This is a genomic window from Novosphingobium taihuense (assembly GCF_007830315.1).
Lineage (GTDB): Bacteria > Pseudomonadota > Alphaproteobacteria > Sphingomonadales > Sphingomonadaceae > Novosphingobium > Novosphingobium taihuense.
Map to the genome: position 1 here is coordinate 142,045 of NZ_VLKJ01000003.1, position 23,938 is coordinate 165,982.

Consider the following 23,938-nt stretch of genomic DNA (forward strand, 5'->3'; position numbering starts at 1 on the left):
AGTCCCGCCTGTCCCGAATCGGGGCAGGAATCAGATGCGCGAGGCAATCGCCAGCGCGAGTGACTCGATTCCGCGCGCGTCGTCCTCGTCGAACCTTGCCGGGGAAGGGCTGTCGAGATCGATCACGGCGATCACCGCGCCATCGCGAATCACCGGCACGACGAGTTCGGAACGGCTTGCCGCATCACAGGCGATGTGGCCGGGGAAGGCGTGGACATCGGGGACCAACTGGGTCGTCGCCGTGGCCGCTGCGGTTCCGCATACACCGGAGCCGAGCGCAATGCGGATGCAGGCGGGCTTGCCGACGAATGGCCCCAGGACGAGTTCGCCGTCGATCATGCGGTAGAACCCCGCCCAGTTGAGATCGGGCAGGTACTCCCAGATCAGCGCGGCAAGGTTGGCCATGTTGGCGACGCCATCGGGCTCACCATCGGTCAGTGCCGTGGCGGCGGCAAGGAGGTCGGCGTGGAGTTCGGCCTTTGGCTGGCCGTCGGTAGGAGCGAATGTGAACATGGCCTGCGTCCTAGCGCAACCTTGCCCAAAAGTCGCGCCGCGCAACTTCATGCGGTCCGCCATTGCCCTGAGAGGCAGGGGAGCCTAGATTCAGGCACATGAAAGTCATCAAGAAGATCCTGATCGCGCTGCTCGTGATCGTCGTCATCCTCGGAGCCTGGATCGCCTGGTCGATCCGCGGCTCGTCCGCAGAATATACGCTCAACGAGACGTCAGGCCCCAAGCCCAAGCTGGCCATGCCCGACAGCCAGATGATCCCGACGATCAAGACCGCAGATCCGATCGGATGGAAGGACGGAGAAGCGCCGGTGGCCGCGCAGGGCCTGCAGGTCACGCGCTTTGCCGACAAGCTCGATCATCCGCGGACCGTGGTGACCCTGCCGAACGGCGATGTGCTGGTGGCTGAGACCAACTCCCCGCCGCGCAAGGTGGAAGGCATTACCGGCGCTGTGATGAACTACCTGTTCGAAAAGGTCGGCGCGGGTGGCCCTTCGCCGAACAAGATTGTGCTGCTGCGCGATGGCGATGGTGACGGCAAGGCCGAGCAGCGCTTCGTGATGGAGAACCCGGCGCTCAATTCGCCCTTCGGCATGGCGTTCCGTGAAGGCCGCCTGCTGGTGGCTAACCACAACGCGGTGCTCTCGTTCCCCTATGAACTGGGCCAGACCACGCTTGCCGGAAAGCCGGAAAAGCTGATCGACCTGCCGGGCGGCGGCAACCACTGGGCACGCAACCTGCTGCTGTCACCCGATGGCTCGAAGCTTTACGTGACGGTCGGCTCTTCCTCGAACATCGCGGAAAACGGCATCGACGCCGAGTATCGCCGCGCTTCGATCCATCAGTACGATTTCGCCAAGAAGAAGTCGTTCGAGTTCGCTGGCGGCTTGCGCAATCCGAATGGCCTCGACTTCAACCCCTACAGCGAGGAACTGTGGACCGTGGTCAACGAGCGCGACATGCTCGGCTCTGACCTCGTGCCCGATTACCTGACCAGCGTACCGTTCGGCGCAAACTATGGCTGGCCGTGGGTTTACTGGAAGAGGAACATCGACCAGCGCGTGACCGCGCCGATGCCGGAATACCTGCTCGATTACGTGCGCAAGCCGGAATACGGTCTCGGCGCCCATACCGCACCGCTGGGCCTTGCCTTTGCCAAGGGTGGCAACCTGATGGGTGACAAGTTCCAGCAGGGCGCCTTCATTGCGCGGCACGGTTCGTGGAACCGCCGCCCGCTCTCGGGCTATGATGTGGTCTTCGTGAAGTTTGACGCGATGGGCAACGTCCTGCCCAATCCGCCGGTTCCGGTTCTCACCGGGTTCCTTGCCGATGAAAGCACCGCGCATGGCCGTCCGACCTGGGTCGCTTTTGCCAAGGACGGCGCATTGCTGGTCAGCGATGATACCGGCGGCGTGATCTGGCGCGTGACGGCTCCGGGCGCAAAGCCCGCTGCCGTGATCACCCCGCTCCCGACGCGCACGGCTCCGCCACAGCCCAAAGGCACAGGCAAGTTCATCATGAAGCCCAATGCGGATTCGGATCTGATGAAGCCGCAGCAGTAATTTCAGAGATCGCCGTTCCCGCGCAGGCAGGAATCCATTGTGGCGCCATGCTATCTGGATTCCCGCCTTCGCGGGAATGACGAAGTGTCTTCAGAGGCTGCGACCAGCCCGCCCGGCCAGTTCGTTGACATACTGCCACGCCACACGCCCTGACCGCCCGCCGCGTCGCTTGGACCACTCCAGCGCGTCGCCCTCGTCGTATGTCAGGCCGAAATGCGCAGCGTATCCGGCGATGATCGCGAGGTAATCGTCCTGCGTGCAGTTGTGGAAGCCGAGGCTGAGGCCGAAGCGGTCTGCAAGGGCGAGGCGATCGTCCACCACGTCGCGCGGGTTGATGGGATCATCCTGTTCAGACAGGTGCCGTTCGACGATGGCGCGCCGGTTGGAGGTAACGGCAAGACGCACATTGGCCGGTCGCGCCTCGACGCCGCCCTCCAGCCATGAGCGCAGCTTGCGCGCGCCATCGCTGTCCGACGCATCGAAGCCCAGATCGTCTAAGAAGACGAGGAAGCGGCGATCGACCTTGCGCAGCACGCTGAACAAGTCGGCAAGGCCTGCGTCAGGGCTCGCCTGCACCAGCGCGATCGAGCCGGGCAGGGCCTGCTGCGCTGCCAGCGTTGCCGCGCGGAGCAGGGCAGACTTGCCCATGCCGCGCGCGCCCCACAGCAGCATGTCGTGCGCGGCCGCGCCGCGCGACAAGCGCGCAACGTTCTCGACCACGGCGGTCTTCTGCTTGTCGATCCCCTGCATCAGGTCAAGCGCGGGCGCCTCCAGCGGGTCGATCCCGCGCGCCGACTTGCCATCCCAGACATAGGCGGGGAAGGCGAACCAGTCCGCGCTTTCGACACGTGGCGGCGCCAGACGCTCGAGCGCGTCGGCAATGCGGGCAAGCAGGATATCGTCGGCCATGGGGCCGGGGGTTATCCGGCGAGCGCCTCGCTGTCGAGATCATAGAGCAGCGCGGCACCAGCCATGGCCGAGGAGCCGAGCCCGCGCGCTTCGGGCACGATCACGCGGTTGAAGAACTTGGTCACCGCGATCTTGCTGTGCAGATCCGAAGCGCGCGACTGACGGGCAAGCTGCCAACCGGCAACGGCGACCGCACACATGGTCGTGAACGGCACGGAGCCTGCGAGCTTGTCGTCGAGGCTGGCAGTCGTGCTCATCCACTGGCCGATGGCGGCAGCATCCTTGGCGAGGGCAGCGACTTCGGGGACGTCCTCCATCTCTGATGCGATCTCGGCCATCAACGCCTGCAGCACACCACCGTTGTCATAACCCAGCTTGCGGGTCACGAGGTCAGCGGCCTGGATGCCATTGGTGCCTTCGTAGATCGGCGCGATGCGCGAATCGCGCAGATGCTGGGCGGCACCAGTCTCCTCGATGAAGCCCATGCCGCCGTGGACCTGGATGCCGAGGCTGGCGACTTCGCAGCCGATGTCGGTCCCCCAGGCCTTCAGCATCGGCACGAGCAGTTCGGCACGCTTCTGCGCCGCCTCGTTGCCGAGCGCGCCGCGATCGACCTGACCTGCCGTGTAATAAAGCAATGCGCGGCTGCCCTCGGTCAACGCGCGCATGCGCATCAGCATGCGGCGGACGTCGGGGTGTTCGATGATCGCGACGGGAGACTTGTCCGGCGAACCGGCGCGCGCGGACTGCACGCGATCACGCGCATAGCCAAGTGCCTGCTGCAAAGCGCGCTCGGCAATCTGCACGCCCTGGCTGCCGACATTGATGCGGGCAGAGTTCATCATCGTGAACATTGCGCGCAGGCCACCGTTCTCGTGCCCGACCATTTCGCCGACGCATTCGTCATTGTCGCCATAGGACATCACGCAAGTGGGCGAGGCGTGGATGCCGAGCTTGTGCTCGATAGAGACGCAGCGCACGTCATTGCGCGCGCCGATCGACCCGTCCTGTTCCACGTGAAACTTCGGCACGATGAACAGCGAGATACCGCGCGAGCCTTCGGGCGCGCCGGGCGTGCGCGCGAGGACGAGGTGGACCACGTTTTCAGCTGCGTCATGCTCGCCGAAGGTGATGTAGATCTTGGTGCCCTTGATCAGGTACTTGCCCGCGTGCGGACCTTCAGTGACCGGGGTGGCGGTGGTGCGCAACGCACCGACGTCGGACCCGGCCTGCGGCTCGGTCAGGTTCATCGTGCCCGACCATTCGCCCGAGATCAGCTTGGGCAGATAGACGGCCTTCTGTTCCGGATTGCCGTGATGCTCCAGCGCCTCGATTGCCCCGACGGTCAGCATCGGGAGCAGGGTGAAGCCCATGTTGGCTGCGCCCAGCGTTTCAAGCGTGGCTGTCGCGAGGGTGAAAGGAAGGCCCTGGCCGCCGAAATCGGTCGATCCGGCTATGGAGTTCCAGCCCTGCTCGACGAAAGCCTTGTAAGCATCGACGTAGCCCGGCGGCAGCGTCACTTCGCCATCCTTCCACTTCGCCCCGATCTGGTCACCAGCGCGGTGCAGGGGTGCCCATTCTCCCGCGGCAAATGCGCCGATGCCTTCGACGATCGCTTCGACCAGGTCGGGCGTGGCGGCGGCAAAGCGTTCGCTCTGTGCCAGCTCGTCGATTCCGGCGCTCACGCGGATGGCGAGAAGCTGGTCGGCAGTGGGCGGGGTGAAAGTCATCGTCCTCTCCTGTCTCGCGCAGTTCCCGGCACAGGGCTTGTGCGCTTGGCGCGGGGCTTGCCTCTCCCTATAGCGACCCTGATGGAGCCGACAAAGCCTTCCAAGGTGCACCTGCCCGACGATCGGGGACTGGATGAAGCCGCGCGGGTAATCGTGCGGGGCGGAACCGTCGCTGTGCCGACCGAGACGGTCTATGGCCTGGCCGCGCGGGCGGACGACGATGCCGCCGTTGCGGGTATCTATCGCGCCAAGGGACGGCCCGATTTCAACCCCCTGATCGTGCACGTGCCTGACGCTACGGCGGCCGAGGCTCTGGCCGTGTTCGATGACCGGGCGAGGGCACTCGCTGCGGCGTTCTGGCCGGGCGCACTGACAATGGTGTTGCCCTTGCGCGAGGGCGCTGATCTGGCCCCGGCCGTGAGCGCGGGCCTGCCCACTGTCGCGCTGCGCTGCCCCGCCCACCCGGTGATGCAGGCCCTGTTGAAAACCTGTGGATTACCGCTCGCAGCGCCATCCGCAAATCGGTCGGGCGGGGTCAGTCCGACCAGCGCGGCCCATGTCGCGGATTCGCTCGGCGACAAGGTCGACCTGATCCTTGATGGGGGCGAGACGCAGCAAGGGATCGAGTCCACCATCGTCGGCCTGCGCGCCGATGGCACATGGAGCGTGCTACGCCCCGGACCAATTACCGAAGCGCAGATTGCGGGCGTTCTGGGTGGCAAGAGTGCCGCCATGACGTCAGCTAAAATCGAAGCACCGGGGCAGTTGGCAAGCCATTATGCGCCGGGCAAACCCGTCCGGCTCGATGCCGTGCAGGCTGAGGCGGGAGAATTCCTGATCGGTTTCGGCACCGTGGCAGGTGACGTCACGCTTTCGGCATCAGGCGATCTCGCCGAGGCGGCGGCGCGGCTCTATGCCTGCCTGCACTTTGGCGCTGCCGCTGCAGAGCCGCGGATCGCCGTGGCGCCGATTCCGGACCACGGCATTGGCGTGGCGATCAACGACAGGCTTCGTCGCGCTGCTGCCTGATCAGTTTCGCGCCTCGTACGGCACGCCGGCGCGCATCGCGTCCATTTCGGCATAGATGCTGCGCGCATCGTCACAGGCATCGTCATCGCCACGGCTGCAGTCACGCCGCGCCTTGTCATATTCGCGCGATAGCTTGCCGTAGCGCTCCTCGCGTTGGCGCATTTCGCGTCCGCGCTTCTGGTCACGCTCGGAATCGCTCACCGTCACGCGATCGTAGACATCGGCCGTCGTGTTGACGGCGCGAGCTCCGGCGCGGACGGGCATCGTGGCGAGGTCGAAAGCGCTTTTCGCAACGCAGCCCGAAAGCAGGATGCTGGCAATCGGCAGGCTTACGGCAAGCAGGCGCATGGAAGTCTCCCTCGATGGGAAAATCACATCGCGTGGGCACCATGGCAAGCTCTACGTTAGTCGGATCGGTTGGGGCGAATGCGGTCGCGGTCTTATTGCTCTTCGGCTTCTTCGCTGGCGTTGCCCTTATCGCTTTCCGGCGTCACGCCATTCTCGCAGACCAGCTTGCCCGAGCCCATTGCGCTGACCTTGCAGGTGGCGCGGCCGAACACGCGCACTTCGCCCGAGCCCATGATGTTGGCATTGACGTGGCCGTTGGAGGCGAAGCGTGCATTGCCCGATCCGGCAACATCGACCTTGACCTCGTCGACGTTGAGACCGTCCATTTCCGCATCTCCGCTGCCGGCGATGGTCATTTTCAGTTCCCTGGCCTTGCCAGCGGCCTTCAGCTTGCCCGAACCGACCACGTCGATCCCCAGCTTCTGCGCATCGATCGCACGCGCATCGACCACGCCGGATCCGGCAACCGTGATCTTGGCATCGTTGCCGCCCATCTGATCTGTGGTGAGGTTGCCGGAACCGGCAAGCATGACCTCGCTCAGCATCGGCAGGGTTACGTTGACCGTGGCGGCCTGGGTCGATTGCCCAAGCTTCCAGTCGTCGCGGGTAATGCCGAGCTGGCCTTCGGAAAGCGCGAAGCGCAGCTTGTCAGCCCCTTCGCCATCGACAGTGATCGCCAGCTTGTCGCCACGCGTCACGCGGACGTTGTCGGGACCGAGCAGCGCAATGGTGGTGGGGGCAGGGCCGTTCATGTCGAGTTCGGCCAAGGGCACGCCCTTCTTGCCGTTGAACGAAACGTTCGCCCCGTCACACCCGGCAAGCGCGGTGGCGAGACCCATGACTGCAACGCCTGCAAGCGCGCGAACGAGATTCTTGAGCATCACGAAGTCACTCCTAACTGTATTGCCGATATAACACGGTGATACGATCAGGGCCAAGTCGTTCGTGGAGCGGGGCAGGGCGTTTGTCGTTCGAAATGAAGGCGCAGATTCGACCGGATCAACCAGTCGGTGAGATCAAAAGGTCGGTGATGAGGAATTCCCCGGTCGAACACACGACCCGGACGACCGGCGCATTGATCGCTGTTGCGAAGGACTTATCGCTTCCCGCAAAGCTGATCGAGATCGACGTAGCTGTCAGCCGCATGGAGAACGGAAGCGCCTCGCCGACGGGCAGCACGCTGATCGGCTTGCTTTCCATTTCCTTGCCGCTGACATACTCGTCCCACTGCAAAAGCTGAATTAGTACCCCAGGGTCCTTGATAGATTTGTCGACAAGCTTTGCCGGCATCGCGACTATCTTGATTCCGTCAGTGTCTGACGGTGCTTCACCGGGGTTTCCGGCACTTTGCACGAATCCGATCCGCACCATGGGCGCGAACTGCTTGAATTGCGCGAGCTTGCGAACTTGCACCTTGCCTGTGAGGGTGACCGCTCCATCAGGCACAGGTAGCAACAGTTCCGAGAAGTGGTCGCTTGGGGTATCACAGTCATAAGTGATGGCCGAAGCTTTCCCCTGCGCGGGAGCAGCAGCCATCAGAAGGGCAGGGATGCAGATTAGTGCGACAGGTTTCACAGAGGCATCCTCATGTCATGCTGGAGAGCAGCTTCGAATGACAAGATGGTCCTTCAGGACGAAGTGAAAAGCCAGAGCCGATAGCTCCATTACAACGAAAAAGGCCCCCGGTTTCCCGGAGGCCTTTTTGAGAACGCCAGTGCAGCGGAAACGGATCAGGCCGTTTCGTAGTACTTGGGCGCGTGTTCGTTGAGGATCTCGAGGATCTTCTTGAGCGCGGCAGGCTCGTCCGTCTTTTCCATCGCCGCGAGTTCGCGCGCAAGGCGCGAGGAGGCGGCTTCGAAGATCTGACGTTCCGAATAGGACTGCTCGGGCTGATCGTCGGCACGGAACAGGTCGCGCGTCACTTCTGCGATCGACACGAGGTCACCGGAGTTGATTTTCGCTTCGTATTCCTGGGCGCGGCGCGACCACATCGTGCGCTTGACCTTGGGCTTGCCCTTGAGGGTATCGAGCGCTTCGCGCAGTGTCTTGTCCGAAGACAGCTTGCGCATGCCGATCGCTTCGACCTTGTTTACCGGAACGCGCAGCGTCATGCGTTCCTTTTCGAAGCGCAGCACATAGAGCTGCAGCTTCATGCCAGCAATTTCTTCATCCTGAAGTTCGACCACCCGGCCGACACCATGCTTCGGATAAACGACGTAGTCCCCAACATCGAAGGCGAGAGCCTTACCTGCCATTGGTAATCCTTTCGACGCGGGCAGGACCGGCAATGGACAGTGCGAAGCCTTTTGGGGGAAAAGGGCATGAGCCCGCCGGATCGACGGTCATGCAAGGCTTGCGATCCGATTGCTTTTTTCGTCCTGCCGTTTTCGTGGTGAAAAGACGCCGGACAGGCATGAACCCACCGGCGCTTGGCGGCCCATATAACACTTCGGCAATAAAATTACCACCCCTGAACGCACCGCAGCGCAGCAGAAATCGTTTGCTGCCTCCGATGTGGAAGCAACAGGGCGTGTCAGGACGCTCTCAGTTGTGGGTCAGGCAACAAGAGCAGCGGGAGCGTTCGTCTGGCAAACGCCCCCAAGCTGCTGGAATCAGTCGCCTTCGCCGGGCTCTGCCGAGAAGTACTTGTCGAACTTGCCATCTTCGCCCTTGTGCTCGTCAGCATCGGCCGGAGCATCCTTCTTGGCGGTGATGTTCGGCCATTCAGCCGAGAACTTGGCATTGAGTTCGAGCCACTGCTCGAGCCCGGATTCGGTATCGGGCAGAATCGCCTCGGCCGGGCATTCCGGTTCGCACACGCCGCAGTCGATGCATTCGCTGGGGTTGATCACCAGCATGTTCTCGCCTTCGTAGAAGCAATCCACGGGGCAGACTTCGACGCAGTCCATGAACTTGCAGCGGATACAGGCGTCGGTGACGACATAGGTCATGGCGAATTGATCCCTCAGGTATCTGTTTGAGGCCGTGCTAGAGGCGTTGCACCCGGCCCGTCAAGCACCCGATAACACGCCTGTGCCTCAGGGGCAGGTCCGCGGCGGTCAGGAAGGGCCAGAACCTCGACCACCATGACCCTCGTGCGCATCGGCAGGACCAGCACGTCACCCAGCCTGACATCGGCACTGCAGCGTTCGATCCGGCGACCGTTGAGGCGGATATGGCCATCCTCGACCCAGCCTTGCGCCAGGCTCCGGCTGCCTGTGAAACGGGTGAACCAGAGGAACTTGTCGATCCGCAAGCAGCGTTTCTCCCTGTTCTATCGCGCCACCAGTTCGGCCAGTGCGGCAAAGGCGCCGCTGGCGGGACGGGGCGGCATCGGTGCATCGACTTGCGAGGCATTGCGGTTCGGTCGCCAATCCCACAGCGGCGGCTGCGGCGGGCCGAAGGCTTTCTCGGGGAGGACACGGCCCATGTGCACGCGAAAGCCCCCGGCACGCAGCAGTGCGGCATAGGCGGCGGTCGAAAGATTCATCGACCGCGCAATCGCCGGATCGAGAAACACGCGCCGCGCCTTGGTGCCCATCCGCGTGGCGTGGGCATGGTGGAGCAGCTTTTCTGCAAGATCGACGCGCAGGGCCTCGTTGCCGAGGCGGCGGTAACCGGCAGGCGCGATCTTGGTGTGGACCACCGGCTGCATGGTTTCGGGCGGCAGGGGAGCAGGCCTTCCCCAGATGCGGGCAAGGCGGTGCCAGGCCTGCATGGCGCCGGGACGCAAGGCATTGGGCAGGAACAGGTCGAGCGATCCGATCCGCACGCCGAGCTTCTTCAGGCGATGCCGCTGCGCCTGGTCGAGCCGGTCGAGCCCCGAATCCTCACGCGCAAGGGCTCCGCCCGCTTCGACCAGATGGAGCAGGAGTGCCCTCAGCTCCGGACCAGACGCCGGGTCGCGACTGGCCTCGTCGAGCGCAAGCAGCGCGGCGAGGTGGCGCTTGTGCTGTGCGCCGAGCCATCCCTCAAGCGCGGCCACGACCGCCGCCTTGTCATCGGGCGCGAGCCGGTCCAGCGCCTGATCGGGCTTTAGCCGAGGGCTGAGCATCGTGCGCCCGCGTTCGAGCCGCGCGACCACCGTGTCCTGCCAGACGAGCGTGGTGTCCTCGAACTCCAAGGCGCCGGGTTCGGCAGCAGCAGCAACCAGTGCCCTTGCGCGGGCCGAAAGCAGGCCGGGCAGGTGGCGCTCGGCCGCGGCCAGCAGCAGCTTGCGATCCTCGGCGCGGGCGAGGGGATCGACGACGAAGCGGAACCCCTCGATATGGCCAATGGGCTCGTCGTCTACCAGAAGCGCGCCTTCATCGGACAGGCGCACCGGCAGGAGACCTGCGTCGGCTCCGGCCTTGCGCATCAGCACGGTGGTGCGGCGGTTGACGAAGCGCTCGGTAAGACGCGCGTGGAGGGCATCGGACAGCCGCGCCTCGACCGCACGGGCCCGCGCGGACATTTCGTCCTTCGCGAGTACCCAGTCCGGGCGCTGCGCAATATAGGCCCAGGAGCGGATCGCGGAGATGCGGGCCTGCAGCGTATCGATATCGCCCGATGGGTTGTCGAGCTGGGCAATGGCCTGCGCCACATAGTCCGCGCCGAGATAGCCATTGCGCAAATCCTGCCACAACCGGCTGACGAAGCGGCTGTGTGTCTCCTCGCCCTGCGAGCGGAAATCAGGCAGGCGGCAGACATCCCAGAAGCGCTGGACCGAGCGCGCTCCACGAACGCTCGATGCCGTTTCCGGATCTTCCGCCAGTCGCTTCAACACCGCGAGATCGATGGCTTGTGGCGGCGTTGCCAGTTGGGGGAGGGGCGGAAGGCTTTCGAGATCCTCGATCAGCGTCGCGATGCTGTCGAACCTCGGCTCGGCCTCGCGCCAGAACAGGCGCGTCAAAGGCGGGAAGCGGTGCTCTTCGATCGAGTAGATTTCTTCGTCCGTGAACTCCGGATTGGTCCCGCCCGCACCTGCAAGCGTTCCGAAAGTGCCGTCGCGCTGGTGCCGCCCGGCGCGGCCCGCGATCTGCGCCATTTCCGCCGTGGTCAGGCGGCGCTGGCGGTGACCGTCAAACTTGGAAAGCCCGGCGAAGGCAACGTGATGGACGTCAAGGTTGAGCCCCATACCGACCGCATCGGTGGCGACGAGGTAATCTACCTCTCCGGCCTGATACATCGCGACCTGGGCATTGCGGGTTTGCGGGGAGAGCGCACCCATCACGACCGCCGCGCCGCCCCGAAAGCGCCGCAGCATCTCGGCCATGACATAGACCTGCTCGGCACTGAACGCGACGATCGCGCTGCGCGGCGGAATGCGCGAGAGCTTCTTGGCGCCGACATGCGTGAGGGTGGAAAAGCGCGGACGGGTGACCACTTCGGCCTCGGGCACCAGGGCCTTGATCATCGGCTCCAACGTGGAGGAACCGAGCAGCATCGTCTCCTCGCGCCCGCGCGTGTGCAGCAAGCGGTCAGTAAAGACGTGGCCACGTTCAGGATCGGCGGAGAGCTGCGCCTCGTCCAGCGCAACGAAGGCGAGATCGGGGCGCGAAGGCATCGCCTCGACCGTGCAGAGGTGCCAGCGCGCGCCCTTGGGCTCGATCTTCTCCTCGCCGGTGATCAGGGCTACGTTCTCAGCGCCCTTGATCGCGCAGACCCGGTCATAGACTTCGCGCGCCAGCAGCCGCAGCGGAAATCCGATCGCGCCCGAGGAATGAGCGCAGAGCCGCTCGATGGCGAGATGGGTCTTGCCGGTGTTGGTCGGCCCGAGCACTGCCTTGACCACGCCGGTATTCGCCGACTTCCGGGGCTGGGCGGGAATGCGCTGGGCCATGGAGGGGAATGTGGCGGGCATGATCGCTGGAAACAAGCGAGGAGGGGAATTTTATCCCCTGCCCGAAAGACCAAACAAAAAAGGCCCGGATCGCTCCGGGCCTTGTCTTTTACTGGTTCATCGTCGCGAAGAAATCTTCGTTGGTCTTGGAATCCTTGATCTTGTCGAGCAGGAATTCCATCGCGTCGATCGTGCCCATCTGCATGAGGATGCGGCGCAGGACCCACATCTTCGAGAGCTGGTCCTTGGGTACGAGCAGCTCTTCCTTGCGGGTGCCGCTCTTGCCCACGTCGAGCGCAGGGAAGATGCGCTTGTCTGCCACCTTGCGGTCCAGCACGATTTCCGAGTTGCCGGTGCCCTTGAACTCTTCGAAGATCACTTCGTCCATGCGGCTGCCGGTATCGATCAGGGCCGTCGCGATAATCGAGAGCGAGCCGCCTTCCTCGATGTTGCGCGCCGCACCGAAGAAACGCTTGGGGCGCTGCAGGGCGTTGGCGTCGACACCGCCGGTCAGGACCTTGCCCGAGCTTGGCACCACGGTGTTGTAGGCACGGCCGAGACGGGTGATCGAGTCCAGCAGGATCACCACGTCGCGCTTGTGCTCGACCAGGCGCTTGGCCTTTTCGATGACCATTTCGGCAACCTGCACGTGGCGCGTGGCGGGCTCGTCGAAGGTCGAGGAGATGACCTCTCCCTTCACAGAGCGCTGCATGTCGGTGACTTCTTCCGGACGCTCGTCGACCAGAAGCACGATCAGGAAGACTTCCGGATGGTTGTCGGTGATCGCCTTGGCCATGTTCTGCAGCAGCACGGTCTTGCCGGTGCGCGGTGGAGCGACGATCAGCGCGCGCTGGCCCTTGCCCTGCGGGCTGACAAGATCGATCACGCGGGCCGACTTGTCCTTGACCGTGGGGTCAAGCGTGTCGAGGCGCAGGCGCTCGTTCGGGTAGAGCGGGGTGAGGTTGTCGAAGTTGACGCGGTGGCGCACGGCCTCCGGTTCATCGAAGTTCACCTTGATCAGGCGGGTGATCGCGAAATAGCGCTCGCCATCCTTGGGCGCGCGGACTTCACCTTCCACCGTATCGCCGGTGCGCAGGCCCCATTTGCGGACCTGGTTGGGCGAGACGTAAATGTCGTCAGGGCCAGCGAGGTAGTTGGCCTCAGGGCTACGCAGGAAGCCGAAGCCATCGGGCAGGACTTCGATCGTGCCAATGCCAAGGATTTCCTCGCCGTCTTCGGCCATTTCCTTGAGGATCGCGAACATCAGGTCTTGGCGACGCATGGTGCTCGCGCCTTCGACCTCGAGCTCTTCGGCCATCTGGACCAGCTCGGCGGGGGTCTTCTTCTTGAGTTCCTTCAGGTGCATTTCTTGAATTTCCAAAGGGTTGTGTTGATGGCCGGAAGCCTCTGAAGGGCTTGGAGAAAGCGAGAGGGCGGCTGCATCGGCGGCAGCGCATCTGTATTCCGGTTCGTCCGCAGATATGCCTCGGCAGGGCGATAGTCAATTGTCGATGGGCACAGGGGGGTGGTATCCTCGAACCATCGAGCCGGAAAACCGGCCCATGCGAGAGGAACGACCATGATCAGACTACCCCGCCGCGCAGGCGAATTCCCCCGACCCCAAGCCCACGATGCCCCGGCCAACGCCTGGGGCTCGCAATGGAAGCACCTGCCGCGTTCGCCGATGACGCTCGTGCGCACAGCAATGGGCGAAGGCTTGCGGACCTTGCGCGGCTAGCCCCACCCCGGCCCCTCCCGCTGGCGGGAGGGGCAAAGGATCAAAACGGCTTCACGATCACCATGATCACGATCACCGCGGCAGCGATGCCGGGGATCTCGTTGAGCATACGCAGCTTCTTGCCCGAGAGCTTGCGAACGCCTTGGGCGAGTTGTTGCGCATAAGTCGCCAGCCAGAAATGGTAGGCCGTCAGCACCAGTACGAACGCCAGCTTGAGGTGGAACCAGCCTTGGGAAAAGGCGCCGATATCCACCGCCAGCAGCAGGCCAAGCACCCACACCACCACCAGCGCCGGCCACATGATGATCTTCATCAGCTTGGCCTCACGATCCACCCAGATCGCGTTTTCGGGCGATCCTTCGGGCGCTTCCTGGTGATAGACGAAGAAGCGCGGCAGCATGAACAGGCCGGCCATCCAGAAGATCACGAAGATGACATGGCCCGCCTTGAGCCAGAGATAGAGCATCGCCAATACCTGCTGCATGATGTGCGTTTCCGCCTGCCACTGCGCCCCTGCTGTGGGTTATTTCGGCGCGGAAACCGTGGTTTGCAAGTGTCCGAAAAGACTCGGTAACGGATTACCGCGACCAGCCCCGCACGACCTTCAGCAGCGCCTCGACGTTTGCGATCGGGGTGTGCTGGCCGATGCCGTGGCCGAGGTTGAACACGTGCGGGCGGTCGGCGAAGGCTTCGAGCACGCGGATCGTCTGGGTTTCCAGTTCCGGCCCGCCCGAAAGCAGCAGCAGCGGATCGAGATTGCCCTGCACCGGCATCCCTGCGGGCAGTTCGCGCGCGGCCCACAAGGGGTCGATGGTCTCGTCCACACCCACGGCGTTGACGCCGGTTTCGCGGGCATAGGCGGCAAGCTTTTCGCCCGCGCCCTTGGGGAAGCCGATCACCGGAACGTGCGGATAGCGGCGCTGCATTTCGCTTGCGATCTTTGCGTTGGGGGCGATGACCCAGCGTTCGAACTGCGCGGGCGAAAGGCTGCCCGCCCATGAATCGAACAGCTGCAGGCCCTGTGCGCCCGCTTCGACCTGACCTGAGAGATATTCGATGGTGACCTGGCTGATCGCATCGATGATCGCCTGGAACGCGCCCGGATCGCGATAGGCCAGCGCGCGGGTGTCGTGATGATCGCGGCTGCCTTCGCCTGCCACCATGTAGGTGGCGACCGTCCACGGAGAGCCTGCAAAGCCCAGCAGCGTCGTCTCAGGGCTGATCTGCGCCTTCACCTTGGCCACCGTCTCGTAGATCGGCGTCAGGCGCTCAGGCACCGCCACAAGGCTGTCCAGCGCCACGTCGAGCAGGCGGGGCGAAAGGTCGGGGCCTTCACCGACGAGGAACCTGAGGTCCTGCCCCATCGCATAGGGTACGATCAGGATGTCGGAAAACAGGATCGCGCCGTCAAAGCCGAAGCGGCGGATCGGCTGCACGGTCACTTCGGCGGCGGCATCGGTATCGTAGACCAGCGCGAGGAATCCGCCCTTTTCCGCGCGCAACTCGCGATATTCGGGCAGATAGCGGCCCGCCTGGCGCATCAACCAGATCGGCCGATGTGCAAGGTTCTCGCCACGCAGGGTCCGGAGGAGAGGGCCAGCTTCCGGAGTTTCGGACATCGTGCGTCGATCCATTCTACTTAAACTAGATTCTTAGAATCAGGTTGATGGTGTTAGTTGGCCCTGTGGAAACCGGGGATTGCACTCGTCTGCCCGATTTGTGAGTCCCCTTCCACACTTTTCGGTGTTCGCGACTCTGGACAGACCGGCGTCAACGCGAAGTTCTCACCGCTCTCCACAGGCTGGGGAAAACCCTGTCCACTTGTCCACAACTGGCCCTGAAGTGGACTCGCACCGGGTGTGAATCCGAGGTCCAAACTTGTCCCCGGTCCTCTCCCGTGGTTTATCAGGCCACTGTCCACAGGGTCATGCCCACGAGGGTCCACCCGCACCAGAAAGCCCGCAAATGCAGCGCCTGCACCTGCACCTGCTGTCGGATTCCACCGGCGAGACGCTGGAAATGATCGCCAAGGCGGCGCTGGCGCAGTTCGATGGTGCCGATGTCGTGCGCCATTTCTGGCCGATGGTGCGCTCGATGCAGCACCTCGATCGTATCATGGGCGAAATTGCGGCCAATCCCGGCCTCGTGCTTTATACCCTGGTCAATCCCGAGACGCGTGAACGGCTCGAAACGCGCTGTGTTGCGCTGGGCCTGCCCAGCGTCGCGGCGCTCGATACTGTGACCGACGCGCTGCAGCAGCAGCTTGGCGTGCAGGCCAAGGGCCGTCCCGGCCGCCAGCACATGATGGACGAGGCCTATTTTGCCCGCGTCGACGCCATCCAGTTCACCATCGCCCACGATGACGGGGTGAACTGGGAGAACTGGGAAGAGGCCGACATCGTCCTGGCGGGCGTCTCGCGCAGCTCGAAGACTCCGACCTCGATCTACCTCGCCAACCGTGGCTACAAGGTGGCGAACATTCCGATCGTGGTCGAAAGCCCGCCGCCACCGATGCTGTTTTCGCTGCGCCGGCCGCTGGTGGTAGGGCTGACGACAAGCCCCGAACGCCTGATCGCGGTGCGCCGCAACCGCCTGCTCTCGCTGAATCAGGCGCCCGAGACGGCCTACGTCGACAACGATCAGGTTACCCGCGAAGTGCAATACGCGCGGCGCATGTTTGCCGACTACGGCTGGCCGGTGATCGACGTTTCGCGCCGCTCTATCGAGGAAACCGCGGCCGCCGTGATCAATCTTTACAACGAAAGAACCGCTGGAGCGGGCGGTGATGGAGCAAAACCGATATGACACTTGTTCTGGCCAGCCAGAGCTTTTCGCGAAAGATGATGCTGGAGGCCGCAGGCGTGCCGTTTGAGGCGCGTTCGTCCGACGTCGACGAAGGCGCGATCAAGCGCGAACTGATCGGCGTTTCCGGCTGTCAGATTGCCTCCGTGCTGGCCGAGGCCAAGGCGCTCGCCGTCTCGCTCGGCCTGCCCGGCCGACTGGTCCTTGGCGGGGATTCGATGGTCGAAGTCTGCGGCCGCCAGTTCGACAAGCCGACAAGCCGCGAGAATGCCGCCGAGCATCTGGAGTTCTTCTCCGGCAAGGAGATGCACCTCCATTCCGCCGCCGTGCTGATGCGTGATGGCAAGGTGGTGTGGAAAACCTGCGAGACCGCAAAACTGCAGGTCCGCACGCTTTCTCCCGAGTTTATCCAGAGCTATCTCGACAGAGAGTGGCCCGAGGTTTCGGGCTGCGTCGGCGTGTTCCGGATCGAGGCACTGGGTGTGCAGCTGTTTGAGCGTATCGACGGCAGCCACTTCACCGTTCTGGGAATGCCGCTATTGGCGCTGCTCGATGCCTTGCGAGGCCAGGGAGAGCTGCCGTCTTGACTGTTCCTTATGCCGAAGTGATCGGTGATCCGATCGCACAATCGAAATCGCCGGTGATCCACGGCTTCTGGCTTGAAAAGCTAGGGCTCGAAGGCCGCTACGATCGTGCGCATGTGAAGCCAGAAGGGCTGGCCAGTTATCTTGCTGAGCGTCGCGCCGATCCCGACTGGCGCGGCTGCAACGTGACCATGCCGCACAAGCAGGCCGTCATCCCCTTGCTCGACCGGCTCGATCCGCTCGCCGCACGCATCGGCGCGGTGAACACCGTCGTGCCCGAGGACGGAGCGCTGGTTGGCTACAACACAGACGCTCCGGGCTTCCTTGAACCCCTGCGCGATGATCTGGCGAAGACGCACTACTTCCGCATGGCCCGCGTCCTCGGCACCGGGGGCGCTGCTCGTGCCATCATCGCCGCGCTGGCGGACGAGCACGTGGTCCTCGTTCTGGCAGGCCGCAATGTCGACAAGGCTCGCGCGCTGCTCGACGAACTCGATCCGCAGGGCGAGCACCACATCGCCCCGCTCGATCACTTCGCCGATGCCACGGATTTCACCTTCGACGATCGCGAGGGCTGCTACGATCTTGTCGTCAACGCCTCATCACTCGGCATGTCCGGCCAGCCCCCGCTCGCCTTCGACATGACTCACGCCCCGCCCGGCTCTGTGTTCTACGATATTGTCACCAGCCCACTCGAAACCGATTTCCTGAAAGCAGCAAAAGCGGCCGGATTCCGCACCGTCGACGGGCTGTCGATGCTGATCGGTCAGGCAGACCACGCTTTCCGCCGGTTCTTCGGCGCGACCCCGCCGCGTGGGCAGGCCGACATCGAACTGCGCGAGAGAATCCTCGCATGAGCCGGCCTTACGTTGTCGGCCTCACCGGTTCGATCGGCATGGGGAAGTCCGCCGTCGCGCTCATGCTGCGCGAACTGGGCGTGCCGGTGTTCGATGCCGATGCCGCCGTACACCACCTGCAAGGCCCGGGCGGCGAACTGCTGCCTGCCATCGAAGCCGCCTTCCCCGGCACCACCGGCCCCCAAGGCGTCAAGCGCCAGGAACTGGGCGCGCAAGTCTTCGGCGATCCGGAAGCCTTGAAGCGCCTCGAGGCCATCGTCCACCCCGCCGTCGCCCGGATGCGCGAGGCGTTCATGATCGAGCACATGGGCGAACCGCTCGTCGTGTTCGACATTCCGCTGCTCTTCGAAAAGGGCCACGGCAAGGATCTCGATGCGGTCATGGTCGTCTCTGCGCCCGCCAGCGTCCAACGGGAACGCGTCCTTGCCCGCCCCGGCATGACGGCGGAAAAGTTCGCCCACATCCTTTCGCTGCAGGTGCCCGATGCCGAAAAGCGTGCGCGCGCGACCCACGTGATCGACACAGGCGTGACACTGGCCGAGACCGAAGCGCAGGTTGCCGCTCTCGTTGCGGCGATACGGGAAAAAAACCCGCGTCGGTAACCGTTGCGCCCCTTGCCAGCCCCCCTTTGCGGGTCCACATATTCTTCAATGCGTGAGATCGTTTTCGATACCGAGACGACCGGACTTGATCCCAGAAGTGGCGATCGGCTGGTCGAGATCGGCTGCATCGAAATGGTCAACCGGGTGCCCACGGGCGCGGTTTACCATTGCTACTTCAACCCTGAGCGCGACATGCCGGCAGAGGCCGAGGCCGTCCACGGCCTGTCCATCGCGTTCCTATCCGACAAGCCCAAGTTCGCCGAACGGGCGGGCGAGCTGCTGGATTTCATCGCCGATTCGCCGCTGGTCGCCCACAACGCGGGCTTCGACTTCGGCTTCATCAACAACGAGCTGGAAATGTGCGGGCTTGCGCCCGTCAGCCGGGACCGCATGGTCGATACGGTGGCGATCGCCCGACGCAAGCACCCCGGCGCCAAGCTCAGCCTCGATGCCTTGTGCACGCGCTACGGCATAGACCGCAGCCACCGCACCAAGCACGGGGCGCTACTGGATGCGGAACTGCTCGCCCAGCTCTATGTTGAGTTGATGGGCGGCAGGCAGATCGGCCTCGAACTGGCGGCAGACGTCGCCGGGCAGAGTGCCGGGATCGTCGTGACGCAGGAGACCGTTCTGGCCTCCTCGCGCCTGATCCGCCCACCCCGTTCCCCGCGCCCGCATGCCGCGAGCGAGGAGGAGCTGGCCCGCCATGCCCAGTTCATGGCGGGTTTCAGCGAGCCGATCTGGTCGCGCTGACGCCGCAAGGGCGCCGATGCTCCAGATTTGCTTGCCCGAGTGACAGGAGAAGTAGCTTATGGATATTCGCGTTTCGGGACACCAGGTCGATACCGGCGCTGCCTTGCAGACCCATGCGGAAGAGCGCCTCGGCGCCATCGTCGACAAGCACTTTTCCCGAGCGCTTTCCTCGCACGTGACCATGGGCAAGGCTCCGCACGGCGGCTTCCGATGTGACATCGTGACACATGTGACCCAAGGCCTGATCCTCAAGGGCAGCGCCATCGCGCAGGATGCGCACATCGCGCTCGACCAGTCGGCCGAGAAGATCGAGAAGCAGCTGCGCCGCTATCGCCGCCGCATCAAGGATCGCCACGAAGGCGCCGATCACGCCCGCAAGGCGGACGAAGCCAACTTTGTCGTGCAGGAAGCGGCCTATACCGTTTTCGCGCATGACGAAGTCAGCGAGGAAGAGCCCGCCGATGCGCCGCTGGTCATCGCCGAAACCCGGGTCGACGTGCCTACCGCCAGCGTCTCCGACGCGGTGATGATGCTCGACTTGCGCAATACCAATGCGCTGCTGTTCAAGAACGCCGGCACCGGCCTGCACAACATGGTCTATCGCCGCGGCGATGGCTCGATCGGCTGGGTGGAGCCCAAGTAATCAGCTCGCCTTTCATCATTGCGAACCCCGCGCCAGCGGGGTCGCAATGATGAAGGTGCATGGCGAGCAACTCCCATTGCGTTACGAAACGCTTTGCACTTGCCTTCCCTTGCATTCGGGAGCATTGCGCGGCCCAATTCACCGTGCCTTTGCACTCATGTGATACGTTCATCCGTATGTCGGCAATCTTCACCCTTGATCCTCAGGCCGTTCGCGTGGTTTGCGCGGATTCCAAACAGCAGATCCTCACCGATCTCGCGCGCTGCTTCGCGTCGGTCTATGGGCTCGACGAAGGCGTGGTGATCGACGGGATCGAGGATCGCGAGAAGCTCGGAAGCACCGGCTTCGGACGCGGTGTTGCCATTCCCCACGCCCGGATTGACGGGCTGGAACGCCCGGTCGCGGCTTTCTTCCGGCTTGAAAATCCCGTCGAATTTGCCGCCGCCGATGGCATGCCGGTCGATTGCGTGTTCGGCCTGCTCTCGCCCTCGCAGGCAGGGGCTACGCACCTTCAGGCGCTGGCTGCGATTTCACGATTGATGCGCGACGAGCGAATGCACGAACGCCTCGTCTCCGCGCCGGACGCCGAAGCGCTCTACGGCTTGCTGGTCAACGTCATCGATCGCGATGCCGCCTGAACCAGCGGGTGACAGCGCCAGCCTGCATTGGCGCGCGCTCGAAGGCCTCTACGCTTCGGCCCCGGTCAACGCGCTGTTCGAATCGCGTCTCGAGATCGTTGGCGAAGGCCTTTCCCGCATCCATTTCGACGTGACTCCGTCCTGCTTCCACGCTGCCGGGGCGGCGCATGGCACGATCTACTTCAAGATGCTCGACGATGCCGCCTTCTACGCGGCCAATACCCTCGTCACCGACCGCTTCCTGCTGACGACCTCGTTCAACCTGTTCTTCAGCCGTCCGATCAATGGCGGTCGAGTCACTGCCGAAGGGCGCTGGGTTTCGGGTCGCCGCCGTGTGCTCGTTGCAGAGGCTCGCCTGATCGACGAGGAAGGCGAGGAAGTGGGTCGCGGTACCGGCACGTTCCAGCGTTCGCGCATCCCGTTGTCGAGCCTCGACGGGTACAATGCCGGCCTGCGCGAAGCGCTCGGCTAGTGGACATTCGGCTTCCGGCTCATCTCGAAGTCAATGGTCTGGTCCGCGCCGCGCAAGCCGTGGGCGGCTTTGCCATGGTCCTGCAGAAGGGCGAACGCGATGCCGGGACCATCCTGATAGTTTTTCTTGATAATCAGGATCTTGGCACGCTCTATGAACGGATGCCGGACGTCGATGGAACCCGCAAATGGCGCGTGTCCAAGTCACAAGTAATTGACAATAAACAGGAATTTGAGGACTATCTGGATCGTCGCAAGGCGCAGGACAGAGACTTGTGGATAGTCGAACTGACTGTCGCGGATCGCGAACGTTTCGTCCGGGACAACCTGTCTCTTACCTGAACATGGGTTGACTCTCCCGCAGCGCACAATAAAGGCGCGCTACCGATTTTTGCGCAGGCGGTGACGGGAGGCATTGAAGCCAATCGCACTGGCACGCAGACGGGGGGTAACCAACATGGCCCTTCGACATACGGCCGCGATGCGGATTTTCCGCAGATCGAGGCCCTTGTCGCGCCATGGGTGGAAGCTCACCGCCCATTGACGATACAGTATGAGCAACAAGTTCAAGTACGCAGCATCGCTGAGCATCGCTGCGACATTCATCACAACGCTTCTCAGCACGGGCGGATCCCACGCCGCCGCTCAAAGCATAAATGCACCGGCCGCGATCGCCGCGACCTTCATCTCCCAGCCCGTGGTTCAGCCGGTTGCCACTGCAACGCCGGAAGCCGCAAACGAAGCTGATGCCGCCAATGCGGATTCGCTCGTCGAGCTGGTCGAGGAAACCCAGATTCCCGCTACGCTCTCGAAAGAGCTTGAGTGCCTTGCCGGCGCCGTGTTCTTCGAAGCCAAGAGCGAAACCCTTGCAGGTCAGCTGGCCGTGGGCCGCGTGATCGTCGCGCGCGCCAATTCGGGCCGCTTCCCCTCATCCTACTGCGGCGTGGTATACCAGCCCTCGCAGTTCTCGTTCATCCGTGGCCACGCCATGCCTGCGATCAACCGCGACAGCCGCGCCTGGCAGACCGCCGTCCGCATCGCCCGCATCGCCGATGAAGGCCTGTGGAAGAGCCCGGTCGAAGGCGCGATGTTCTTCCACGCCGCGCATGTCTCACCCCGCTGGGGCAAGACGCGCATGGCCCGCGTGGACAGCCACATCTTCTACCGCTGATATTGCTCTAGCCTGGACGGCAGGAAAAAAGGGCCGGTCCCCCCGCGGGGCCGGCCCTTTTTGCTGTCTGTGCTGACCTTCGCCGATTGCGAGCCGGCAGAGCAGGGGAAGCAATCCAGGCTCTGGATTGCTTCCTCGGCTTCGCCTCGTCGCCATGACGAGGCGTTGCTGAATCAGTGCCGGAAGTGGCGCATGCCCGTGAAGACCATGGCAAGGCCCGCCTCGTCGGCCGCCTTGATCACGTCTTCGTCGCGGATCGAGCCGCCTGGCTGGATCACGCAGGTCGCGCCCGCTTCCACCGCAGCCATAAGGCCGTCGGCGAACGGGAAGAACGCGTCGGACGCCACGGCCGAACCCACCGTGCGCACTTCGGTGAAGTTGTGCGTCTCGGCTGCTTCCCTGGCCTTGGCAGCGGCAATGCGCGAGCTGTCGCGGCGGTTCATCTGGCCAGCGCCAATGCCTGCCGTCACGCCCTGCTTGGCATAGACGATGGCGTTCGACTTGACGTGCTTGGCCACGGTCCACGCGAACAGCGCGTCTTCCAGCTCCTGCTCGGTCGGCGCGCGCTTGGTCACGACCTTGAGGTCGGCCTTTTCGATCTTGCCCGCGTCACGATCCTGAACCAGCAGTCCGCCCGCGATCGGCACGGTCACCAGACCCTTGCGGTTGGCGTCGGGCAAGCTGTCGATCAGCAGCAGGCGCAGGTTCTTCTTGCGCTCGAAGGCCTGCCTTGCTGCCTCGTCAGCGCCCGGCGCCACGACGACTTCGGTGAAGATCTCGCAGATTGCGTTCGCGGTCGGCCCGTCGAGCGGCACGTTGGTCGCCACGATCCCGCCGAAAGCCGAGACCGAATCGCACTCCAGCGCATCCTTCCACGCATCGAGCAGCGTGTCCGCCGTCGCTACGCCGCAAGGGTTTGCGTGCTTGACGATGACCACCGTAGGCTTGGCCCCGGCAAACTCTGCCACCAGTTCCAGCGCCGCATTGGCGTCATTGTAGTTGTTGTAGGACAGTTCCTTGCCCTGCACCTGCGTCGCCTGCGGCAGACCGGTGACGGCAGGGTTGCGTGGCACGTAGAGCGCCGCATCCTGATGCGGGTTCTCGCCATAGCGCAGCGTCGTCACGCGCGTGTGCGCGGCCGCCAGAACGGGCGGGAAATGCTCGCCCTGATCCACCGTCGCGAACCACTGCGAGATCGCCGAGTCATAGGCCGCCGTTGCCGCATAGGCCTTCGCTGCCATCTTGCGGCGGAAGGCCAGCGTCGTCGCGCCGCCGGTCTGCTCCAGCTCGCCAAGGAATGTGGCGTAGTCCGCAGCGTCGGTCAGGATCGTCACATAGTCGTGATTCTTGGCGGCAGAGCGCACCATCGAGGGTCCGCCGATGTCGATATTCTCGATCACCTCGTCGCGCTCGGCACCCTTGGCCACGGTCGCCTCGAACGGGTAGAGGTTTACCACGACCAGATCGATCGCGCCGATCTGGTGCTCAGCCATGGCGGCGGCATGTTCAGGATTGTCGCGCACCGCCAGCAGCCCGCCATGGATCGTCGGGTGCAGCGTCTTCACCCGGCCGTCCATCATTTCGGGAAAGCCGGTGTGCTCCGACACGTCCTTCACCGTCAGCCCTGCATCGCGCAGCGCCTTGGCGGTGCCGCCAGTCGAAAGCAGCTCGACGCCGCGCGCCGCCAGCGCCTTGCCAAGATCCACAAGACCGGACTTGTCGGACACCGAAAGCAGCGCCCGCTTGATCGTAACCTCGCTCACGTGGGAA

Annotated in this window: 27 protein-coding genes; 13 read left to right on the forward strand and 14 right to left on the reverse strand. The window is 63.8% G+C overall.

Features of this window, described 5'->3' with window-relative positions; translation table 11 throughout:
• Positions 1-30: 30 nt before the first annotated feature.
• Complete coding sequence (locus tag IQ25_RS07880) at positions 31-513, reverse strand: GAF domain-containing protein (RefSeq protein WP_144904531.1); 483 nt, start codon at positions 511-513, stop codon at positions 31-33.
• A gap of 98 nt (positions 514-611) precedes the next feature.
• On the opposite strand from IQ25_RS07880, the gene IQ25_RS07885 reads away from it, so the two are divergent.
• Positions 612-2,072, forward strand: coding sequence for a PQQ-dependent sugar dehydrogenase (locus tag IQ25_RS07885; RefSeq protein WP_144904533.1), 1,461 nt, complete (start codon positions 612-614; stop codon positions 2,070-2,072).
• Between the two features lie 90 nt (positions 2,073-2,162).
• Here the strand turns inward: IQ25_RS07885 and IQ25_RS07890 are convergent, their stop codons facing one another.
• Together IQ25_RS07890 and IQ25_RS07895 are read right to left on the reverse strand one after the other, a co-directional pair.
• Positions 2,163-2,981, reverse strand: a complete 819-nt coding sequence (locus tag IQ25_RS07890; protein ID WP_144904535.1) for a DUF815 domain-containing protein — start codon at positions 2,979-2,981, stop codon at positions 2,163-2,165.
• A gap of 11 nt (positions 2,982-2,992) precedes the next feature.
• Entirely contained in the window at positions 2,993-4,711 is a 1,719-nt protein-coding gene (locus IQ25_RS07895; protein ID WP_144904537.1) for an acyl-CoA dehydrogenase, read from the reverse strand.
• 81 nt (positions 4,712-4,792) lie between these two features.
• Here IQ25_RS07895 and IQ25_RS07900 point away from each other — a divergent pair, with 81 nt between their 5' ends.
• Positions 4,793-5,740 (forward strand): L-threonylcarbamoyladenylate synthase, encoded by a 948-nt coding sequence (locus IQ25_RS07900; protein ID WP_144904540.1) that lies wholly within the window; start codon positions 4,793-4,795, stop codon positions 5,738-5,740.
• Here the strand turns inward: IQ25_RS07900 and IQ25_RS07905 are convergent, their stop codons facing one another.
• The 8 genes from IQ25_RS07905 to rho form a co-directional block, all read right to left on the reverse strand.
• A complete protein-coding gene (locus IQ25_RS07905; RefSeq protein WP_144904542.1) occupies positions 5,741-6,088 on the reverse strand; it encodes a hypothetical protein in 348 nt (115 codons plus the stop codon).
• A 92-nt stretch (positions 6,089-6,180) separates the two neighbouring features.
• Entirely contained in the window at positions 6,181-6,969 is a 789-nt protein-coding gene (locus IQ25_RS07910; protein ID WP_246415723.1) for a head GIN domain-containing protein, read from the reverse strand.
• Positions 6,970-7,087: 118 nt separating this feature from the next.
• A complete protein-coding gene (locus tag IQ25_RS07915; protein ID WP_144904544.1) occupies positions 7,088-7,663 on the reverse strand; it encodes a hypothetical protein in 576 nt (191 codons plus the stop codon).
• Positions 7,664-7,818: 155 nt separating this feature from the next.
• Positions 7,819-8,343: a CarD family transcriptional regulator gene (locus IQ25_RS07920; RefSeq protein ID WP_144904546.1), complete on the reverse strand. Its 525-nt coding sequence runs from the start codon at positions 8,341-8,343 to the stop codon at positions 7,819-7,821.
• Positions 8,344-8,700: 357 nt separating this feature from the next.
• Complete coding sequence (gene fdxA, locus IQ25_RS07925; RefSeq protein WP_144904548.1) at positions 8,701-9,039, reverse strand: ferredoxin FdxA; 339 nt, start codon at positions 9,037-9,039, stop codon at positions 8,701-8,703.
• 14 nt (positions 9,040-9,053) lie between these two features.
• Positions 9,054-9,344, reverse strand: a complete 291-nt coding sequence (locus IQ25_RS07930) for an RNA-binding S4 domain-containing protein (protein WP_144904550.1) — start codon at positions 9,342-9,344, stop codon at positions 9,054-9,056.
• 18 nt (positions 9,345-9,362) lie between these two features.
• Complete coding sequence (locus IQ25_RS07935; protein WP_181447203.1) at positions 9,363-11,909, reverse strand: helicase-related protein; 2,547 nt, start codon at positions 11,907-11,909, stop codon at positions 9,363-9,365.
• Between the two features lie 109 nt (positions 11,910-12,018).
• Positions 12,019-13,275: a transcription termination factor Rho gene (rho, locus tag IQ25_RS07940; protein ID WP_144904554.1), complete on the reverse strand. Its 1,257-nt coding sequence runs from the start codon at positions 13,273-13,275 to the stop codon at positions 12,019-12,021.
• 213 nt (positions 13,276-13,488) lie between these two features.
• Between rho and IQ25_RS20995 the strand changes: the two genes are divergently transcribed.
• Entirely contained in the window at positions 13,489-13,647 is a 159-nt protein-coding gene (locus IQ25_RS20995; RefSeq protein WP_158637709.1) for a hypothetical protein, read from the forward strand.
• 40 nt (positions 13,648-13,687) lie between these two features.
• Here IQ25_RS20995 and IQ25_RS07945 read toward each other — a convergent pair whose 3' ends face one another.
• Together IQ25_RS07945 and hemE are read right to left on the reverse strand one after the other, a co-directional pair.
• Positions 13,688-14,131: a CopD family protein gene (locus IQ25_RS07945; RefSeq protein WP_144904555.1), complete on the reverse strand. Its 444-nt coding sequence runs from the start codon at positions 14,129-14,131 to the stop codon at positions 13,688-13,690.
• A gap of 94 nt (positions 14,132-14,225) precedes the next feature.
• On the reverse strand, positions 14,226-15,266 hold the full coding sequence (gene hemE, locus IQ25_RS07950; RefSeq protein WP_144904557.1) for a uroporphyrinogen decarboxylase: 1,041 nt from the start codon (positions 15,264-15,266) through the stop codon (positions 14,226-14,228).
• 346 nt (positions 15,267-15,612) lie between these two features.
• Here hemE and IQ25_RS07955 point away from each other — a divergent pair, with 346 nt between their 5' ends.
• From IQ25_RS07955 to IQ25_RS08000, 10 genes are all read left to right on the forward strand, one after another.
• The gene (locus IQ25_RS07955) at positions 15,613-16,452 is read left to right on the forward strand and encodes a pyruvate, water dikinase regulatory protein (RefSeq protein ID WP_144904559.1); all 840 of its coding nucleotides are present in this window, start codon (positions 15,613-15,615) and stop codon (positions 16,450-16,452) included.
• Positions 16,449-17,036 carry a nucleoside triphosphate pyrophosphatase gene (locus IQ25_RS07960; protein WP_144904561.1) on the forward strand — a complete coding sequence of 196 codons (588 nt, stop codon included), beginning with the start codon at positions 16,449-16,451 and terminating at the stop codon, positions 17,034-17,036. Before IQ25_RS07955 ends, IQ25_RS07960 begins: the two co-directional genes overlap by 4 nt.
• Positions 17,033-17,890: a shikimate dehydrogenase gene (gene aroE / locus IQ25_RS07965; protein ID WP_144904563.1), complete on the forward strand. Its 858-nt coding sequence runs from the start codon at positions 17,033-17,035 to the stop codon at positions 17,888-17,890. Before IQ25_RS07960 ends, aroE begins: the two co-directional genes overlap by 4 nt.
• Positions 17,887-18,492, forward strand: coding sequence for a dephospho-CoA kinase (coaE, locus tag IQ25_RS07970; RefSeq protein ID WP_144904565.1), 606 nt, complete (start codon positions 17,887-17,889; stop codon positions 18,490-18,492). The genes aroE and coaE overlap by 4 nt, the downstream gene beginning before the upstream one ends.
• Positions 18,493-18,540: 48 nt before the next feature.
• Positions 18,541-19,245, forward strand: coding sequence for a DNA polymerase III subunit epsilon (gene dnaQ / locus IQ25_RS07975; RefSeq protein WP_144904567.1), 705 nt, complete (start codon positions 18,541-18,543; stop codon positions 19,243-19,245).
• Between the two features lie 58 nt (positions 19,246-19,303).
• Positions 19,304-19,888 carry a ribosome hibernation-promoting factor, HPF/YfiA family gene (hpf, locus tag IQ25_RS07980; RefSeq protein ID WP_144904569.1) on the forward strand — a complete coding sequence of 195 codons (585 nt, stop codon included), beginning with the start codon at positions 19,304-19,306 and terminating at the stop codon, positions 19,886-19,888.
• Between the two features lie 176 nt (positions 19,889-20,064).
• Entirely contained in the window at positions 20,065-20,526 is a 462-nt protein-coding gene (locus IQ25_RS07985; RefSeq protein WP_144904571.1) for a PTS sugar transporter subunit IIA, read from the forward strand.
• Positions 20,516-20,998 carry a PaaI family thioesterase gene (locus IQ25_RS07990; protein ID WP_144904573.1) on the forward strand — a complete coding sequence of 161 codons (483 nt, stop codon included), beginning with the start codon at positions 20,516-20,518 and terminating at the stop codon, positions 20,996-20,998. Before IQ25_RS07985 ends, IQ25_RS07990 begins: the two co-directional genes overlap by 11 nt.
• A complete protein-coding gene (locus IQ25_RS07995) occupies positions 20,998-21,339 on the forward strand; it encodes a DUF1491 family protein (protein ID WP_144904575.1) in 342 nt (113 codons plus the stop codon). Before IQ25_RS07990 ends, IQ25_RS07995 begins: the two co-directional genes overlap by 1 nt.
• A 211-nt stretch (positions 21,340-21,550) precedes the next feature.
• Positions 21,551-22,168, forward strand: a complete 618-nt coding sequence (locus IQ25_RS08000; RefSeq protein ID WP_144904577.1) for a cell wall hydrolase — start codon at positions 21,551-21,553, stop codon at positions 22,166-22,168.
• Positions 22,169-22,341: 173 nt separating this feature from the next.
• Here IQ25_RS08000 and purH read toward each other — a convergent pair whose 3' ends face one another.
• Positions 22,342-23,931, reverse strand: a complete 1,590-nt coding sequence (purH, locus tag IQ25_RS08005; RefSeq protein WP_144904580.1) for a bifunctional phosphoribosylaminoimidazolecarboxamide formyltransferase/IMP cyclohydrolase — start codon at positions 23,929-23,931, stop codon at positions 22,342-22,344.
• Between the last annotated feature and the right edge of the window lie 7 nt (positions 23,932-23,938).

Excerpts from the sequence above, each read along its gene's own strand:
- IQ25_RS07880 (WP_144904531.1), bottom strand. The coding sequence starts at position 513 with ATGTTCACATTCGCTCCTACCGACGGCCAGCCAAAGGCCGAACTCCAC.
- IQ25_RS07885 (WP_144904533.1), top strand. The coding sequence starts at position 612 with ATGAAAGTCATCAAGAAGATCCTGATCGCGCTGCTCGTGATCGTCGTC.
- IQ25_RS07890 (WP_144904535.1), bottom strand. The coding sequence starts at position 2,981 with ATGGCCGACGATATCCTGCTTGCCCGCATTGCCGACGCGCTCGAGCGT.
- IQ25_RS07895 (WP_144904537.1), bottom strand. The coding sequence starts at position 4,711 with ATGACTTTCACCCCGCCCACTGCCGACCAGCTTCTCGCCATCCGCGTG.
- IQ25_RS07900 (WP_144904540.1), top strand. The coding sequence starts at position 4,793 with ATGGAGCCGACAAAGCCTTCCAAGGTGCACCTGCCCGACGATCGGGGA.
- IQ25_RS07905 (WP_144904542.1), bottom strand. The coding sequence starts at position 6,088 with ATGCGCCTGCTTGCCGTAAGCCTGCCGATTGCCAGCATCCTGCTTTCG.
- IQ25_RS07910 (WP_246415723.1), bottom strand. The coding sequence starts at position 6,969 with ATGCTCAAGAATCTCGTTCGCGCGCTTGCAGGCGTTGCAGTCATGGGT.
- IQ25_RS07920 (WP_144904546.1), bottom strand. The coding sequence starts at position 8,343 with ATGGCAGGTAAGGCTCTCGCCTTCGATGTTGGGGACTACGTCGTTTAT.
- fdxA (WP_144904548.1), bottom strand. The coding sequence starts at position 9,039 with ATGACCTATGTCGTCACCGACGCCTGTATCCGCTGCAAGTTCATGGAC.
- IQ25_RS07935 (WP_181447203.1), bottom strand. The coding sequence starts at position 11,909 with ATGGCCCAGCGCATTCCCGCCCAGCCCCGGAAGTCGGCGAATACCGGC.
- rho (WP_144904554.1), bottom strand. The coding sequence starts at position 13,275 with ATGCACCTGAAGGAACTCAAGAAGAAGACCCCCGCCGAGCTGGTCCAG.
- IQ25_RS20995 (WP_158637709.1), top strand. The coding sequence starts at position 13,489 with ATGATCAGACTACCCCGCCGCGCAGGCGAATTCCCCCGACCCCAAGCC.
- IQ25_RS07945 (WP_144904555.1), bottom strand. The coding sequence starts at position 14,131 with ATGCAGCAGGTATTGGCGATGCTCTATCTCTGGCTCAAGGCGGGCCAT.
- hemE (WP_144904557.1), bottom strand. The coding sequence starts at position 15,266 with ATGTCCGAAACTCCGGAAGCTGGCCCTCTCCTCCGGACCCTGCGTGGC.
- IQ25_RS07955 (WP_144904559.1), top strand. The coding sequence starts at position 15,613 with ATGCAGCGCCTGCACCTGCACCTGCTGTCGGATTCCACCGGCGAGACG.
- IQ25_RS07960 (WP_144904561.1), top strand. The coding sequence starts at position 16,449 with ATGACACTTGTTCTGGCCAGCCAGAGCTTTTCGCGAAAGATGATGCTG.
- coaE (WP_144904565.1), top strand. The coding sequence starts at position 17,887 with ATGAGCCGGCCTTACGTTGTCGGCCTCACCGGTTCGATCGGCATGGGG.
- dnaQ (WP_144904567.1), top strand. The coding sequence starts at position 18,541 with ATGCGTGAGATCGTTTTCGATACCGAGACGACCGGACTTGATCCCAGA.
- hpf (WP_144904569.1), top strand. The coding sequence starts at position 19,304 with ATGGATATTCGCGTTTCGGGACACCAGGTCGATACCGGCGCTGCCTTG.
- IQ25_RS07985 (WP_144904571.1), top strand. The coding sequence starts at position 20,065 with ATGTCGGCAATCTTCACCCTTGATCCTCAGGCCGTTCGCGTGGTTTGC.
- IQ25_RS07990 (WP_144904573.1), top strand. The coding sequence starts at position 20,516 with ATGCCGCCTGAACCAGCGGGTGACAGCGCCAGCCTGCATTGGCGCGCG.
- IQ25_RS08000 (WP_144904577.1), top strand. The coding sequence starts at position 21,551 with ATGAGCAACAAGTTCAAGTACGCAGCATCGCTGAGCATCGCTGCGACA.